Annotated in this window: 11 protein-coding genes; 6 read left to right on the top strand and 5 right to left on the bottom strand. The window is 45.9% G+C overall.

The genetic code is table 11. From position 1 onward, the window contains the following. Positions 1-678 precede the first annotated feature (678 nt). A complete protein-coding gene (locus H8K33_RS16840) occupies positions 679-954 on the bottom strand; it encodes a hypothetical protein (protein ID WP_186892227.1) in 276 nt (91 codons plus the stop codon). Between the two features lie 149 nt (positions 955-1103). Beyond that, positions 1104-1649, bottom strand: coding sequence for a GNAT family N-acetyltransferase (locus H8K33_RS16835; protein ID WP_222613472.1), 546 nt, complete (start codon positions 1647-1649; stop codon positions 1104-1106). Positions 1650-1976: 327 nt separating this feature from the next. On the opposite strand from H8K33_RS16835, the gene H8K33_RS16830 reads away from it, so the two are divergent. The 3 genes from H8K33_RS16830 to H8K33_RS16820 all read left to right on the top strand — a co-directional run bounded on the left by H8K33_RS16830 (position 1977) and on the right by H8K33_RS16820 (position 8881). Next, positions 1977-3179, top strand: coding sequence for an efflux RND transporter periplasmic adaptor subunit (locus H8K33_RS16830; protein WP_186892225.1), 1203 nt, complete (start codon positions 1977-1979; stop codon positions 3177-3179). A 2-nt stretch (positions 3180-3181) separates the two neighbouring features. Next, positions 3182-6397: an efflux RND transporter permease subunit gene (locus H8K33_RS16825; RefSeq protein ID WP_186892224.1), complete on the top strand. Its 3216-nt coding sequence runs from the start codon at positions 3182-3184 to the stop codon at positions 6395-6397. A 234-nt stretch (positions 6398-6631) separates the two neighbouring features. Then, positions 6632-8881 (top strand): PhoX family protein, encoded by a 2250-nt coding sequence (locus H8K33_RS16820; RefSeq protein ID WP_186892223.1) that lies wholly within the window; start codon positions 6632-6634, stop codon positions 8879-8881. Between the two features lie 84 nt (positions 8882-8965). Here H8K33_RS16820 and chrA read toward each other — a convergent pair whose 3' ends face one another. After that, a complete protein-coding gene (gene chrA, locus H8K33_RS16815) occupies positions 8966-10339 on the bottom strand; it encodes a chromate efflux transporter (protein ID WP_186892222.1) in 1374 nt (457 codons plus the stop codon). 122 nt (positions 10340-10461) lie between these two features. Between chrA and H8K33_RS16810 the strand changes: the two genes are divergently transcribed. Next, positions 10462-11043, top strand: coding sequence for a TMEM175 family protein (locus tag H8K33_RS16810; protein WP_186892221.1), 582 nt, complete (start codon positions 10462-10464; stop codon positions 11041-11043). A gap of 1 nt (position 11044) precedes the next feature. Then, the gene (locus H8K33_RS16805; RefSeq protein ID WP_186892220.1) at positions 11045-12136 is read left to right on the top strand and encodes a proline iminopeptidase-family hydrolase; all 1092 of its coding nucleotides are present in this window, start codon (positions 11045-11047) and stop codon (positions 12134-12136) included. 340 nt (positions 12137-12476) lie between these two features. Here the strand turns inward: H8K33_RS16805 and H8K33_RS16800 are convergent, their stop codons facing one another. Beyond that, the gene (locus H8K33_RS16800; RefSeq protein WP_186892219.1) at positions 12477-14093 is read right to left on the bottom strand and encodes a DUF4214 domain-containing protein; all 1617 of its coding nucleotides are present in this window, start codon (positions 14091-14093) and stop codon (positions 12477-12479) included. A gap of 262 nt (positions 14094-14355) precedes the next feature. Beyond that, positions 14356-15042, bottom strand: a complete 687-nt coding sequence (locus tag H8K33_RS16795) for an HAD family hydrolase (protein WP_186892218.1) — start codon at positions 15040-15042, stop codon at positions 14356-14358. A 148-nt stretch (positions 15043-15190) separates the two neighbouring features. Here H8K33_RS16795 and H8K33_RS16790 point away from each other — a divergent pair, with 148 nt between their 5' ends. Then, positions 15191-15745, top strand: a complete 555-nt coding sequence (locus tag H8K33_RS16790; protein WP_186892217.1) for a GNAT family N-acetyltransferase — start codon at positions 15191-15193, stop codon at positions 15743-15745. Positions 15746-15935 lie beyond the last annotated feature (190 nt).

Below are 15935 nucleotides of genomic sequence, written 5' to 3'. Positions count from 1 at the left end.
ACGTTGCCACTGCCCTTCGGGTACCCAATTGTGCAAGACAAAAATGGGGAGAGTCAGAAACTCGCTACGCTCAAACATCTGACTCTCTTTTTCCCATTTCTGCCTCGCACAATTGGCAGTGTCAAAAGTGGATGAACGTCAAAAACAAAGTCAAAAGCAACGTCAAAACATCCATTACCGAAGGTCGGTCTTTTCTCTGGCAGCAGTTGTAGGGCGTTGTTTTTGACGTTGCTTTTGACCTACCACCGTTTGAGACGATGTAATTTGTGCTTGGCAGAAAATGGGATCAGGGTTGCGAATGTTTGAGCGAAGCGAGTTTTCGCAACACCCCATTTTTTGACATGCAAAAATTATGCTGAAGCGTAGCGTAAGCACCCGAAGGGCGAGTCTACGGTCGCCTTCTTTTGCTTACTTTTCTTGGCGAAGCAAGAAAAGTGAGTGGCTGTCGGGCCACACCCGACCTGTGAACGTGAAGACGGCGTGAAAGTAATTTTTCGAATAAATGGAAATCAATTTGAAACTAAAGCAAATCTTCAAACTTCACCATCTTACAAACACCCTCATCCCCAACTCTTCTCCCGCTCGCGGGAGAAGGGAGTATTGATACTTTGTCGTTGAATTAGCTTTTTCGGGCAAGAGTTAGACTTGTTCTTTATATGATAGGTGACCAAAAACCAATTAAGCATACTCATCCAACTGCGTCCCCAAAACCGCACTCATCAAACCCCAAGCCCGTTCTAATTCTCTTTGTTGTTGAATTTGCTCTTCACTCGTCAGCTTACTCACTGCTTGATTTGTACTGACACGTTCACCACTTGTCGACAAAGCTTGTTCCGCATCGAGTTTGGCTTGTAGCTCTGTTCTGCTGGGCGTGGGTTCGCCGTGTTGTTTGACTTGTTGGTACACCCGCAGCGCGGCTATGCCTGTGGGTGTTGAACCGATGGGGATGAACATCTGTGCTCCGGGTACTCATAAAGTCTTAGCTTAAATGAGCACCTCAGCAGATGATGCAGGGAATAAAGGGGCAAACTGGCTTGAGTTCGGTGCTTCTGTAGATGTCGACCAATTTTGAATAAAAGTCGCAACGCGTTTGCTGTTGAAACTTATAGTGGTTTTTCTAATTCTTCCATCATGATGTCTTTTACCAAGCGGCACTCGTCTGGTACTTCGGCCGGAAATGCTACTAAGCGTCCGGTTCTTTGATAGCCACGTCTTTCGTAATAGGCAATCAATTCGTGTCTGGTGGTTATAACGGTCATCCACATGGCAGTTGCTTGCCATTCGCTTTTGACGAGAGCTTCTGCCGCCTGCATAAATTGTTTTCCTATGCCTGCGCCTTGTAAGAGCGGATTAACGGCGAACATGCCTAAGTAAGCTTTGTCTTCGGTTTTTAATAAGTTGACCGAGCCGACGATTTCATTTTGCTGCAAGCACAGCAAAATCATCGAACCTTCGATTTCGATGATTTCTCTGACGTCTTCCGCTTGCACTCTAACGCCAGTCAATAAATCGGCTTCGGTAGTCCAACCTGCCCGGCTACTGTCGCCTCGGTAGGCACTATTGACCAGAGCGGTGATGGCTTCAGCGTCGTTTTTTTGGGCTAAGCGAAATTGTAGTGGCATGTTCGATGTTGAAGTGGCGGTAGTCATGTGCAAGTCAGCGGCAAAAATAGTAGGCTGGTTTTTTTTAAGAATAATAGCATGGGCGTAGTTTGCTTTGACGCTCGAGCAAGCCGACAGTATTCGCTGAAGAGAACATTGCGTACGCAAGTAATCGACAATTGACAATTGATAATTGAATATGAAATTCGTCTGCATCAGTAAATGCTAGCCGTTTAAGCAATTTCATTTCAGTCCGACTTTTTTGCGTTTCATCCCCACTTTTTCGCAACTCACAACCTTGCCACTTGAAACTCAGGGGGTGCTCGGGAATACTCACCATCGCAAATCCTCCAATTACATAAGCAGGTACTCATCATGTTACGTCAAACCATACTCGTTGTTGCGATCACCTCTGCAATTAGCGTCCTGACCGCCTGCAGCAATGCGGCATCCGATACCAAGAATGCCAGCGCCAGTGCATCCGCTAGCGCCTCTGCCAGCGCGACTGCAAAGAGCGACAACAAAGATGCACCGGTTAAGTTAATTATTGCGAATGAAGATATTTTGAATGTCCAAAGCAATGCCTTGGCATCGGGTCCGGTGGTGACAGGCTCGATTCAGCCAGAGCGTAAGGCAGATCTGCGTGCTGAGGTCTCGACCGTGGTTTTACAAGTCTTAAAAGAAAACGGTGAAGCAGTCAAACGTGGTGACGTGATTGTGCGTTTAGATGAAACATCGATTCGCGATAATCTCAATTCAGCCAATGATGCGGCGCGTAATGCGACTTTGGCATTAGATCAGGCAGACCGTAATTTACAGCGTTTGAAAACCTTGCGTGCATCTGGCATGACGTCGATGCAAGCATTGGATGACGCTGAAGTACGTCGTAACGCAGCGCAAAGTGAAGTATCCGCTGCCAAAGCTCGTGCCGCACAAGCGCAGCAACAATTACAACGCACCGTTGTGCGCGCGCCATTTGATGGTGTGGTGAGTGAACGTAAAGTTTCCCCTGGCGATACTGCTTTAGCAGGTAAAGAATTGGTCAAAGTGATTGATCCGAATAGCATGCGTTTTGTTGGTCGCGTATCTGCCGACAAAATTGGTATGGTGAAGACTGGTCAGAATGTGAGTTTCCGTATCAATGGTTATGCTGGTCAAGAATTCCGTGGCAAGGTAACTCGTTTAGATCCCGCGGCAAATGATGTGACGCGTCAGGTTGAAGTGTTGGTAGCTTTTTCTGATAGCAAACAACCGCGTGTCTCTGGTTTGTATGCAGAAGGAAATATCGAAGCAGAAAGCGTTGCAGCTTTAATGTTGCCAGAAGCAGCGATTGTGAAATCTGGCGATAAATCATTTGCCTGGAAAGTTCAGGGTAAAACCTTGAATAAAGTTGAGCTGGCTTTAGGCAGTCGTGATGTCCGCACAGGTAACTATGAAGTGCGTCGCGGTGTAAGTGCTGGTGATGTGATTATGCGTAATCCAAGTTCCAATTTTAAAGAAGGACAAATAGTCGAAATGGCGGCAGCTCCTGTGACTAAAACAGCGTTGGCAGCGACTACCGTAGCGATGGGGAACTGATCATGTTTTTATCTGATTTCAGTATTAAACGACCAGTTGCGACGATCGTCTTGATCATCGCGATGATGGCGATGGGTTTGTTGGCGATGAGTAAATTGCGCGTCAATCAAAATCCCGATGTCGAAATTCCTGGCCTATTTGTTAGCATTCCTTATCCTGGTGCTTCGCCTGATACGGTCGAGCGTGAGATTGTTAATCGCTTAGAAAAGTCTTTGCAAAGCGTGTCGGGTGTGGATGAAGTGTATTCATACGCGAACGAAGGCAGTGCTGGATTTGAAATGCGTTTTTCATTCAAGAAAAACATGATTGAGGCCGCTGAAGAAGTCCGTAACGTGATTTCTACTGTGCGCTATAAGTTGCCGACGGAGATGCGCGAGCCCATCGTGCAGCGTTTTGATCCATCCACGCAACCGATTGTGAATTTGGCTTTGTCATCGAGCAGCCAAACGCATGCTGAAATTTCTCGTATGGCAGAAGATACGCTGGCAACTCGCTTACGGGCGATCCCGGGTGTAGCGACGGTGAACGTGAGTGGTGCATTGCGTCGTGAATTATCGGTCTTATTACGTGCAGAACGTCTGCGTGAATTTAATGTGTCTGCTGGTGAAGTTGTTGCAGCATTGCGCAGCCAGAATACCAACGCCCCGGTCGGTAAAGTGCGCGGTAGTTTGGAGGAAGAAAGTATCCGTTTGGTTGGTCGGATCGAGAGTCCGGCAGAATTTCAAAATATCGTGGTAAAGCGTCGTGGTGATCAGGTTGTTCGACTTGGTCAGGTTGCCACGATTGAAGATGGTTTTGCTGATATTAACAGCTTGAGCATTCGTAGCGGTAAGCCTAACGTGGGTATCTTGGTGACGCGTTCACGCGAAGCAAGTACGGTGAGTGTTGCCAAGAGCGTCGTGAAAGCGGTTGAAGAAATTAATAAGGATTTGGCGAAAGATAATCCAGGAACCAAATTAGAAGTAACGCGCGATGGCGGTAAGGATGCGCAAAGTAGTTTGAATAACGTGATTGAGTCACTGGTGTTTGGTGCCGTGTTGACGATTTTCGTGGTCTACGCTTTCTTGAATTCTTGGCGTTCAACCTTGATTACCGCTTTAAGCTTGCCAACTTCGGTGATTGCGGCATTTATTGCGGTGTGGTTATGTGGCTTCACGCTCAATTTCATGACTTTGCTTGGTCTGTCACTGGCGATCGGTGTCTTGATTGATGATGCGATTGTGGTGCGAGAAAACATTGTGCGCCATATGCAAAATGGTTCAGATCGTCGCACTGCGGCTTTAGAAGGTACTGCTGAAATTGGTCTGGCGGTTGCGGCAACGACCTTCTCGATTATCGCGGTATTTATTCCGGTTGCGTTCATGCCAGGTATTTCAGGTGAATGGTTCCGTCCATTTGCTCTGACTGTGACCTGTTCCGTATTGGTGAGTTTGGGGATTTCATTTACGCTCGATCCTATGTTGTCAGCGTATTGGGGCGATCCTGCAGATCATCATACGGCGCCTAAGAAAGGTCTAAGCAAGAAATTGGCACAGTTTAATGATTGGTTTGATAGCCAAGCGGATCGTTATGGCAATGTGATTGCATGGGCTTTACATCATCGTCGTTGGATGGGGGCGATTGCTTTGGCTAGTTTTGTTGGTGCCTTGGTATTGCAGGCGAATTTTGGTGGCACCAGTTTTTTACCAACCGCAGATTCTGGTAATTTGATGATAGAAGTACGGACACCAGCATCGTCTTCGATTGAATATTCACGCTTGAAAATGGAAAGAGCTGCCGCAATCGCGCGCACTATTCCAGAAGTGAAAGATACCAATAGCAATATCAATGCTGCTGGTGGTCGGATTTATGTCGACATCGGTAAAAAGAATACGCGTAAGCGCAGTGCCAAAGAAGTTGCGGTGGAGTTGCGTGAAAAAGTCAAACAATTGGTCGGTGCCGAGTATGTGGTGTTAGACGATTTGAATAATGGTGCACGTAAGCCGATTCAGATTGAATTTACTGGGCCGGACTCACGTAAGTTATTAGAAATCACCAGTGCGTATATGGATGAGTTACGTAAGATCCCTGGTGCTGTGGATGTTGGTTTGTCACAGCAAGATCCAAAGAAAGAGTTAAAGATCGAAATGAATCGTGGTCTTGCTAATTCGATGGGTATTTCTATCAACGATGCAGCACAGGCATTACGTGTGGCATTCGCGGGTATCGAAGTGGGTGATTGGGTTGATCCAACTGGTGAAACACGTGATGTAGCGGTGCGTTTGCATCCAGCGGATCGTGTTAGCAAAGAAAATATTGAACGTTTGCCGATTGCCGTAGCTGGCACTAATGAAATGGTACCGCTCGATCAAATTGCGACGGTCAGTATGGGTAAAGGTCCTTCAGCGATTGAACATAGCAATGGCAAACGTACCATTACCGTCTCTGCGAATGCGCAAGGTCGTGCAAGTGGCGAAGTGACGAAAGACGCGATGGCCTTAGCGAAATCCTTTAACTATCCACCGGGTTATGGTTTGTCATTGGCTGGCGCAGGTCAGGATCAAGATGAATTGTTCACCGAAATGCTGATTGCTTTGGTCTCCGGTATCGGTTTGATGTACTTGATTTTGGTGATGCAGTTTGGTTCTTTCACTGCACCATTGGCTGTGATGCTGTCGTTGCCACTGTCATTGATTGGTGTGGTCATTGCGCTGATGCTGACCGGCAGTACGATTAATCTGATGAGTTTTATCGGTATCATTATGTTGATGGGGCTAGTCGCCAAAAATGCGATTCTCTTACTCGATGCAGCACGTAAGCAAGAAAAAGATGGCATGAACCGCGAAGATGCGCTGATGCATGCGGGACGGGTTCGTTTGCGTCCGATCTTGATGACGACATTTGCTTTGATCGCCGGCATGATTCCCGTTGCGCTTGGTTTGGGTGAGGGCGGCGAATTCTATCGTCCATTAGCGATTGCAATTATTGGTGGCACGATTACTTCGACTATTTTGACTTTGTTGGTGGTACCAAGTTTTTACGACAGTATTGAGATTGCACGTGATCGTATGATGGCAAAAATGCGCCGTCGTTCTGATCGCTATCATCAGGCGTTGGCGGTCAGCATGACTTTGTTTGAAGCATTGTTGACACTGACATTCGTCCGCCTGATCTACCGTTTAGTGATGAAAGCCTTTTATGCCATCAGTGGCAAGAAAGCGAAGGTGGCGGCACTGTAGATACCCTTGTGGTTGGTAAGACTGATTCAAGTTAGCACCACTATCTTGCTTCAGTCAATGTGAGTAGTACCGGTTTGAGCCTGTTTGGTTTTCCAAGCAGGCTCTTTTTTTGTTGGATAACTGGGATGTCATCGGATTGTCACGAACTCGTCATGCAGCAGTCATACATGCTCACTATGATTGCCCGCTTCTGTACCACTTTTTTTTACATCCTCATACCCACAGGAAGAAGCCATGAGCAAGACGAATGAAAAACTGAATGCGATTGATCCAGATGATATCGGATACAACGACACCCCAAATCAACACTTCAGTGCCGTATTAGATGCACGTTTGAGCCGTCGTAGTTTGTTGCGTGGCGGTGCTGCTTCTATCGCCAGCGCATTTATTGGCTCTAGCGCTTTGAGTGCATGTGGTGGTTCTAACGACACAGTGACACCAACGACACCGACTACGCCAACCACACCAACTGAAAAATTACTCGGTTTTGCGCCAGTGGCTAAGAGTTTGTTAGACAGCGTGATCGTGCCTGTTGGTTATACAGCGACAGCAATTTATGCTTTGGGTGATCCATTAACAGCAGCAACACCAGCCTATAAAAATGATGGCACTGATACCGATTTCGAAAACCGTGCGGGTGATCATCACGATGGTATGGAATGGTTCGGTTTATCTGCTGATGGTAAAGCTTCATTGACTTCGGTTGAACGTGGTTTGCTCGGCGTGAATCATGAAGCAACCACAGATGAGAAATATGCATCTTTCTTCTTGCACGCAAACGGTGGCACTTCTACTTTGCCACGTCCAGCGGCTGAAGTGGATAAAGAAACAGCAATTCACGGTGTCTCATTTGTTGAAGTACGTAAAGCGAATGGCAAATGGGAATATGTGAAAGATTCTGCATTTAACCGTCGCTTCACTTGCTTAACTGAGATGGAGTTGTCTGGTCCAGTACGCGGTAATGCCTTGGCAATCACGAAGTATTCGCCAACTGGTTTGAAAACACGCGGGACTTTGAATAACTGCGGTACTGGTAAAACGCCATGGAATAGTTTTGTGACTGGCGAAGAAAACTGGGCTGGCTATTTCACGCGTAGCGCTACCGATGATACTGCACGTGGCAACGATAAGAGCGTTGCTTCATTGAAGCGCTATGGCCGTGCTCAAGGTGGCGGTTCACGTCATGGTTGGGAAACTGGTGGTACCGATGATAAGTATGCACGCTGGAATCTCAGTCAAACTGGCACCTCTAATAATGGTAGCGATGACTATCGCAATGAATTAAACGGTATGGGTTACATCGTTGAGATGGACGCTTACGATAAAACCAAATTGGCGAAGAAGCGTACAGCCTTGGGTCGTTTTGCCCACGAAAGCGCAGCCTTCGGCAAACCAGTCGCTGGCAAACCATTGGCTGTGTACATGGGTGATGATTCTCGTAACGAATACATCTATAAATTTGTCTCAACAGCGAACTGGGAAGCGGCAGATGCTAATTCCAGTAATGCTTTAGCGATGGGTGACAAATACCTCGATAGCGGTAAATTGTATGTGGCGCAGTTTAATGCGGATGGTGGTGGTAAGTGGGTAGAACTGGCGATGAGTAATCCATTGATCGCCGCTTACGCAGCTTATAAATTTGCGGATCAGGCAGATATTTGCGTGAACTCTCGTTTAGCCGGCGATGCAGTGGGCGCGACTAAGATGGACCGTCCAGAATGGTGTTCCGTCAATCCAGCGAACGGTGAAATTTACTACGCACTGACGAATAACAGCAATCGTAATATCAATGCGACCGGCTCTTCACAGTTGGTACCAGACGCTGCAAATCCACGTGCTTACACAGATATGAAAGGCACGACTGCGCAGACCGGTAATCCAAATGGTCATATCTTGCGTATGAAAGAAGGCGCGGAAGGTTCTGCTGCTTTGACTTTCACTTGGGACGTGTACCTATTCGCAGCGGAAGCGAGTGCAGATGCAGGTAAGATCAATTTATCTAGTCTGACGAATGATCAAGATATGTCTAGCCCAGATGGCTTGGCGTTTAGCCCAGCAACGGGTATCTGCTGGATACAAACCGATGATGGCGCGTTCACTGATGTGTCTAACTGTATGATGCTAGCTGGTTTGCCAGGTCAAGTTGGTGATGGTGAAAAAGTCACTTTGAATTACACTAAAGCAGACGGTTCGAATCTCGCAGTAACAACTTACGTCGGTAAGAAGCCAACCGCTGATACATTGAAGCGTTTCTTAGTTGGCCCAGCGGCTTGTGAAATCACGGGCATCGCCGAAACACCAGATGGTAAAGCTTTGTTCGTGAACATCCAGCATCCGGGTGAAAGCACTTCTGCTGCAAATATCGCAGACCCAACTAAATACACTAGCCAGTGGCCAAGCAACGCAGGTTACGGCGCGGGCAAGCGTCCACGTTCTGCGACTATCGTGATCACTAAGAATGATGGTGGTCGTGTTGGTAGCTAAGTAGTTTGGTCGATTTGTAGTGGCCGTAAATTAGCTGTAAAGATAGGTTAAAAATCTCACCAGATTTCTCTGGTGAGATTTTTTCTATTTCAACATGAGCTGTATCATCAATCCCGCCAATGCTGCCAAAGCGATCACCCACATCACATTCCATTTCAAGCGGATCAAAGCAAGCGCGGCCAAAGTTGCGATACATGCTGACCAAAGATCGATACCATGAACAATGCCACCAGCAAAACCTTGCGGCCACAGCACATGGTAGGCAAAGAATAACGTGAGATTGACAATCACACCGACTACTGCAGCGGTGATTGCAGTTAAGGGAGCGGTAAAATTCAATTGATGATGGGTGCTTTCAATTAAAGGCCCTCCAGCCAGAATAAAAATAAACGAAGGTAAAAATGTGAACCAAGTCACCAAAACAGCCGCGATACACCCAGCAAGAAAAAGCTGATCTGCGCCAAATAGTGCTTGCATATACGCAGTCACAAAACCGACAAAGGCCAACACCATAATTAAAGGTCCCGGTGTGGTTTCACCCAAGGCCAAACCATCGATCATCTGCCCTGCACTCAGCCAGCCATAGTGATGTACCGCGGCTTGCATCACATAAGGCAACACCGCATAAGCGCCACCAAAAGTCATGAATGCTGCTTTGGTAAAAAACCACGCCATTTGCGTCAAGGTATGCTGCCAACCAAAGAGCCATAATAAGCTCAACATAGGCAAGCTCCACAACACCATGCCGACTAGTAAAACCCGACTCAAACCAGCCCAATGAAAGCGCGCATGTGCAGGTGTTGGCGTATGATCGTCAATCACCGCAGCGCCATAATTTAGTTGATTCGCCTTGCTAGCATGTCCGCCTGCGCAAAAGTCTTGTGGCAAAAATCGACCACCCAAATAGCCTAGTGCCGCAGCGCAAAAGACAATCAAAGGAAATGGCAAGTTCAAGGCGAAGATCGCAACAAAAGCCGCCACGGCGATTGTCCATAAACTGGCATTCTTTAAAGTACGTCCACCGATTCTATGCGCGGCCTGTAAAACGATAGCGGTCACTGCTGGTTTAATTCCATAAAATAAGCCTGCTACCAAACTAGTTTGACCGTAAGCGATATACAACCACGACAAGGCAATCAACATAAACAAAGAAGGCAGCACAAATAACAGGCCTGCTACCACGCCACCGCGCACCCCATGTAAGAGCCAGCCAATATAAGTCGCTAATTGTTGTGCTTCGGGCCCTGGTAAAAGCATGCAGTAATTGAGCGCATGTAAAAAACGTTGTTCTGAAATCCAACGACGTTTTTCCACAAGTTCTTGATGCATAATCGCAATTTGTCCGGCAGGGCCACCAAAACTGATGAAGCCTAGTTTCAGCCAAAAACTTAGGGCTAAACCGAAACTTGGAGGTGACGGAGCGATTTGTTTGGGAAATTCACTAGTAGTCTGCGTCATGGCCTTAAATCGTCAATGGGCGTACATCAAAAAAACAAATCGGGTCGAACATTGTAATCACAAAAATGACACGGCAAAGATCAAATCATCATAAGCATATTAAGAAAAGAAAGGGAAAGCATATGGGAAAAGGACGTTTCGAAGCATTCAGCGATGGTGTGATCGCGATCATTATTACGATCATGGTACTGGAACTCAAAGTGCCACACGGTGCGAGCGTCGATGCTTTGCTTCCTTTGTTGCCAGTGTTTTTGAGCTATATCCTGAGCTTTGTTTACATTGGTATTTACTGGAATAATCACCATCACATGTTGCATGCGACACATAAAATCAGTGCGGGAAATTTGTGGGCGAATCTACACCTATTATTTTGGTTATCGCTGATTCCATTTGCAACCGGCTGGATGGGCGAAAACCATTTCGCGGCTGGTCCTACCGCTTTGTACGGCGTCATTTTGTTTATGGCATCACTAGCCTATTGGTTCTTGCAATATAGTTTGATTTGTTCTGCTGGCGATAGCTCCTTATTGAGAAAAGCGATAGGCAAAGATGTGAAAGGAAAACTATCTTTAGTGTTGTATGCAGCGGCGATCGTGGTGGCATTTCAATTACCCTTGCTGTCGCAAGCAATTTATGTCGCGGTGGCGTTCATGTGGCTGGTGCCAGATCGCCGGATTGAAACTGTACTTGAGGAAGGAAAGTAAGATGGTTGATAGTTCGTTTAAAAATCAGATCAAACAATTTGGCACGCATTTATGCGCCGGACTCTTGATTTTGGTCGCTACCGCATGTCAAAAAAACGAGGCGCCACAGCAAGTAGCGGCGACTGCTGAATCAGGCAAGAAATCCAGCTATCTTGATTACAGCCAGCGCGATGATCGCCTATCTGGTGGTGTAAAACTCATTAATGTCACGACACCGAAAGGGGATTTTAAAGTCTGGACGAAACGCGTCGGCAATCATCCGACCATGAAGGTTTTACTATTGCACGGTGGTCCGGGCATGACGCATGAATACTTTGAAGTGTTCGACAGTTATTTTCCGAATGCGAATATTGAGTATTACTACTACGATCAATTAGGTTCACATTTCAGCGATCAGCCAACAGATCAAAGCTTGATCGACTTGCCGCGTTATGTGGAAGAAGTCGAACAAGTGCGACAAGCATTGAAGTTAGATCAATCGAATTTTTACCTGCTCGGCCATTCGTGGGGTGGCATTTTGGCGATGGAATATGCACTCAAATATCAGCAACATTTGAAAGGCTTGATCGTATCGAACATGGTCGATAGTATTCCCGCCTATAACGAGTATGCGAAAAAAGTATTGATGCCAGCCATGGATCAAGCGGTGTTAAAAGAGACGCAGGCTTTGGAAGCGGCAGGCAAGTATGAAGATCCACGTTATATGGAATTACTGATTCCGCATCATTACGAAAAACATGTTTTGCGCATGCCGCAAGCGCAATGGCCAGATCCAGTCAATCGCTCATTCAAGCATGTGAACGCAAAGATTTATGTATCGATGCAAGGACCAAGCGAACTTGGCGCAAGTGGGAAATTGTTAAACTGGGATCGTAGCTCGGACTTATCCAAAATTCACGTACCCACCTTAATGATAGGCGCGCAGTACGACACGATGGACCCGCAGTACATGGCAGCGATGGCAAGCAAGGTCAAACGCGGGCGTTCATTAACCTGTCCAAAAGGTAGTCATATGGCGATGTATGATGACAGCGAAGCCTATTTTGCAGGATTGATCCGCTTTATTCAGGATGTAGATCAGGCGAAGTTTTAATTTCTTTGTTTGAATTGATTTGATTTAATTCAATGGAAGCAGTCACATTAATCGGTGTGACTGCTTTTTTGTTATATCAAAATCAGCGACAAGATTATGCGGGGAAGCTCCGACGCAAATTACAATCCCCCTTCACAGATTCATGGCTTGACCTGTCAAATGATTAAGCGGTAAAGAAATGTTTCAATAAGCATTCAGACGCAATTGCTTATATTGAAAAGGCAGTGATTGATTCTTTAGTGGCAGTCTTGTTTGCGGTTGAATAACCTAATTTAGGCTAGATAGAAACAGGAAGAGTGGTTGCAGAATCACTATTCCTGTTCCATCTGGCTACCAATATTTATTGTCCTTGTATTGATAATTTCGTTGCTACCGTAACGACATCTTTTGCTTCGATTTTTGCCGTTAAGCCGCGATAAGCAGCGTCTGAAATTTGCCAAGTATAGCTAACACTGGTGACACTATCTACAGTTGAATCGTGTTTGAACTTGCAAGCTTTGAATGAACCTGCTGGCACCGTAACACTTTCTATGCCTAAGAAAGTTAGCTTCTCAGTCATGCTTTGCTCTGGGTAGCTGATCGGAAATAAGCTGCCAACCGCCTCTTGCTTATATTTATAGGTTTGCTCAAAACTCTCATTCGCCGCCATCGAGAATGGTGTGCGTTTTGGTGGGGTCATGGTTCCCACAACATTGTAGTCGCCAAAACCTGGTAGGGTCAGTGTGACTGAATTGCCATACGCCAGTGATTCATTGTCATATACATTGAGATACGATTTGATTTTGCTGACGGTACCTGTTCCAACGCCACTGAGAATGATGGTATCGGTTAATAATTCTTGTGCACTGATCCCGTTAAAACTTGCCGTCCCATTTGGTTTGTAATTGACGACATATACTGTGGTTGTGCCCAAGCTTGCGACGGTTGACGACATTTCGGTACTGTAAGTAACGCCTTGCTTAATCAAATTCTGGTTGTAGCATTCTTTGGATGCCCCAGTACCGCTGCCAGAATTATTCCCGTTGTTACCATTATTATTTCCTGATCCATTGGGATTATAGGCAGCACTTGCATTGAAGTTGATGTCAAGAATATTGATCGTACTCTTTGCTAAAGCGATACTTGCAGAGGTGATCTTCGCTACAATTGCCATCGTTTTTTCAATTGACTCACTCGGTGTGTTGTAGTTGAGCCCTTGTTCAACAGCGAAAAATAAACCAACATTGACTTTGTTATCGAGTAATTGAGTGACCCATCCCCACGTCGGATCTCCCGCATAAGTATGTGCTGCAGTTAGCATGGTTGCGATCAAACTGCCTTTGCTCGACTGACCAGTAGCGAGCTGATTCGCCCAGTAATTCACATCGACCTCTGGCGGCGCATTGCTGCCAGATCTGCCGAGTACATTTTTATAGATAATTTTGACAAACTCTTCGTTTGACATACTGGCTGAGTAACCTGTCAAACTTGAATACTCTAAGGCGGCGTTATAGAAATTGCTGGCCAAGATATCGATCGTCATGCCTTCTTTGATTCTATCAATCCAGTACGATAAGCCATCGGCATCTGGAACACGATTAAAGAATGCAATGTACAGCTCAATCAATCTCTTTAGGCTGGCTTCAGAAATGGTTTTGGATTTGTCGCCTAAGCCAAGATTAATGGTGACGTCGGCAAATTTCAAATTGGCTTGGTTTGATACATTAACGGTTCCTCCTGATCCAATATTGTCTTTGACCGCAAAGCCCGTCATGGTCCGTGTAATCGTGTAATTATTTCGAATGCCAGTGAAGCTAACGATGTCAGCAGGTGCTGCAGGTGGTGCACTAAAGATGCCAAGGCCAACCTGTTTTGGAGGTGGAGTTTCGTGTGCAGCTTCGCCGCCGCACGCAGCCAAAGATGCGGCAATAATGCTGCATAGTAATGCGCTTTGACGTAATTTGAATACTTTGCTCATATCAAACCTTTCTCAAAATTGAATAAACCTGAAGAACTCATCGTCTGTTCCCACCGAATTTCAGTAGAAATGCTGACTTTCGGCGGTTCCGTGAATGTTCGCCTGTAGGTTTACGCGGGATCTAGAAGAAAAACAGCTCAAGAAATCAAAAAATAATCAAAAAATATTCAAATTGAGTGGCAGGTCAGTTGGCCTTCGGTTGCACGTATCTGATCAACGCTACGCACTTAACGCGTCCAAACATCCTAATAAGATAGACGAACTATGTAGACAAATCCAAAGCATGGCGAATTCGTACACATAATTCCTGGGGCGTTCGAGAGATGACTTCCTCGGGAACTTCAAACTTCTTGGTTAGTCGTTTGAAGTCTTCAAAGCCGTAAGAAACGACAAAGGGATAAATTCCGGCAGTAAGTGCAGCGTGGTAATCTTTGTGCTCATCGCCACAGGCATAGGCGCGTGCCGGATTGATGTCAAATTGTTTGCGTGCTGCTTTGAAAAAATCCGCTTTGCTGGCGCGAATAGGAACATGCGCGAAATAGTCGAGTTCGCTGATATCAATGTCATGCCGCGCGAATAATTTTTCCATGGTGATTTGCGGCTCATGACTGACGTTGCGTGTGACCAGACCAACTCGAATATCTTTTTGTACAATTAATTGCTTGATCAGCTCAGCAACTCCCTCATAGAGTTGCGCCTCTTCCCGATACACGTCGGTTAAGGTTCCCAATACTTGTTGTCTGCTCTTTCGACCTAATTGTTTTTTGATATTTGCCGGAAATTCTTTTATTCCGCCTAGGTACTTGAAGAACTTGTGCCGTTTTTGAAAACTTTCGAGATCGCCGATGGCCATTTCATGTCGGGCAAAGGTACTTTCAATGGCACTGAATGCGTCGATGATGGTGCCATCGGCATCGAAAATGATGAGTTTTTGTTTGTTTGGATACATCTGAATTCCCCCGAGGTTGAGTTTATATCTTCATATTTTTGTTTGGCGTAAATCTTAAACCGATAAATTGACAACTTGATGACGTCAATATTGTGTAATCCGTTACACTGCAAGTTCTGGATATTTCACTTATCTTCCTGCGCCTATCATGTTGACTCGCCCATCTGGTAATGCTTTCCCAATCCGACATAGCGCGCGATTTTTATTGCGTCAAATTCAGGCGTCTGATCGGTCGCAGATCTTTTCAGGTTTGTCGAATCCACGTGTGATTGCGCACTATGGAATTTCTTATCAAACCGAAGCCGCGACCCAAGAGCAAATGGATTGGTATGACTATCTAGAAAAATCACAAACTGGATATTGGTGGGCAATCTGTGAAGCACGCGCGCCAGATCGTCTACTCGGCACTTGTGGCATTTATGAAATCGACAGCTTTAATAATAATGCGGAAATTGGATACTGGTTGTTGCCAGAATATTGGGGCTTAGGGGTGATGCATGAATGCTTGTTGAGCATTCTACATTTTGCCTTTGATGAATTGGGTTTGCATCGACTGCATGCTGAAGTTGAACCGGCAAATATCGCCAGTGCGAAACTATTACAGAAATTGAATTTTATGCATGAAGGCCGACGACGCCAAGCTGCGCGCAGGGATGAAAGTTATCTCGATTTAGATTTATATGCTCGTCTTGCTGCGCACTAAAACTATGCGGTGGCTTCAGGCTGGATCAGTTCATTTTATCTGCTTCGGATTACTTCCTTAAGAGTCATTTTTTAAGACGGTAGGATATGTGGTGTCATCGACTCGTAACTATCGATTTGTATTTACCCGTCTCCCCTCTGTGTTAACGCAAGTAAATAAAACATGCAACGACGGTGTTTTATTATGCAAT

Origin of the sequence: Affinundibacterium amnicola (assembly GCF_014284275.1) — a bacterium.
Lineage (GTDB): Bacteria > Pseudomonadota > Gammaproteobacteria > Burkholderiales > Burkholderiaceae_D > Undibacterium > Undibacterium amnicola.
The sequence above is the reverse complement of the archived record's forward strand: the minus strand, read 5'-3'. Positions and strand labels throughout refer to the sequence as shown.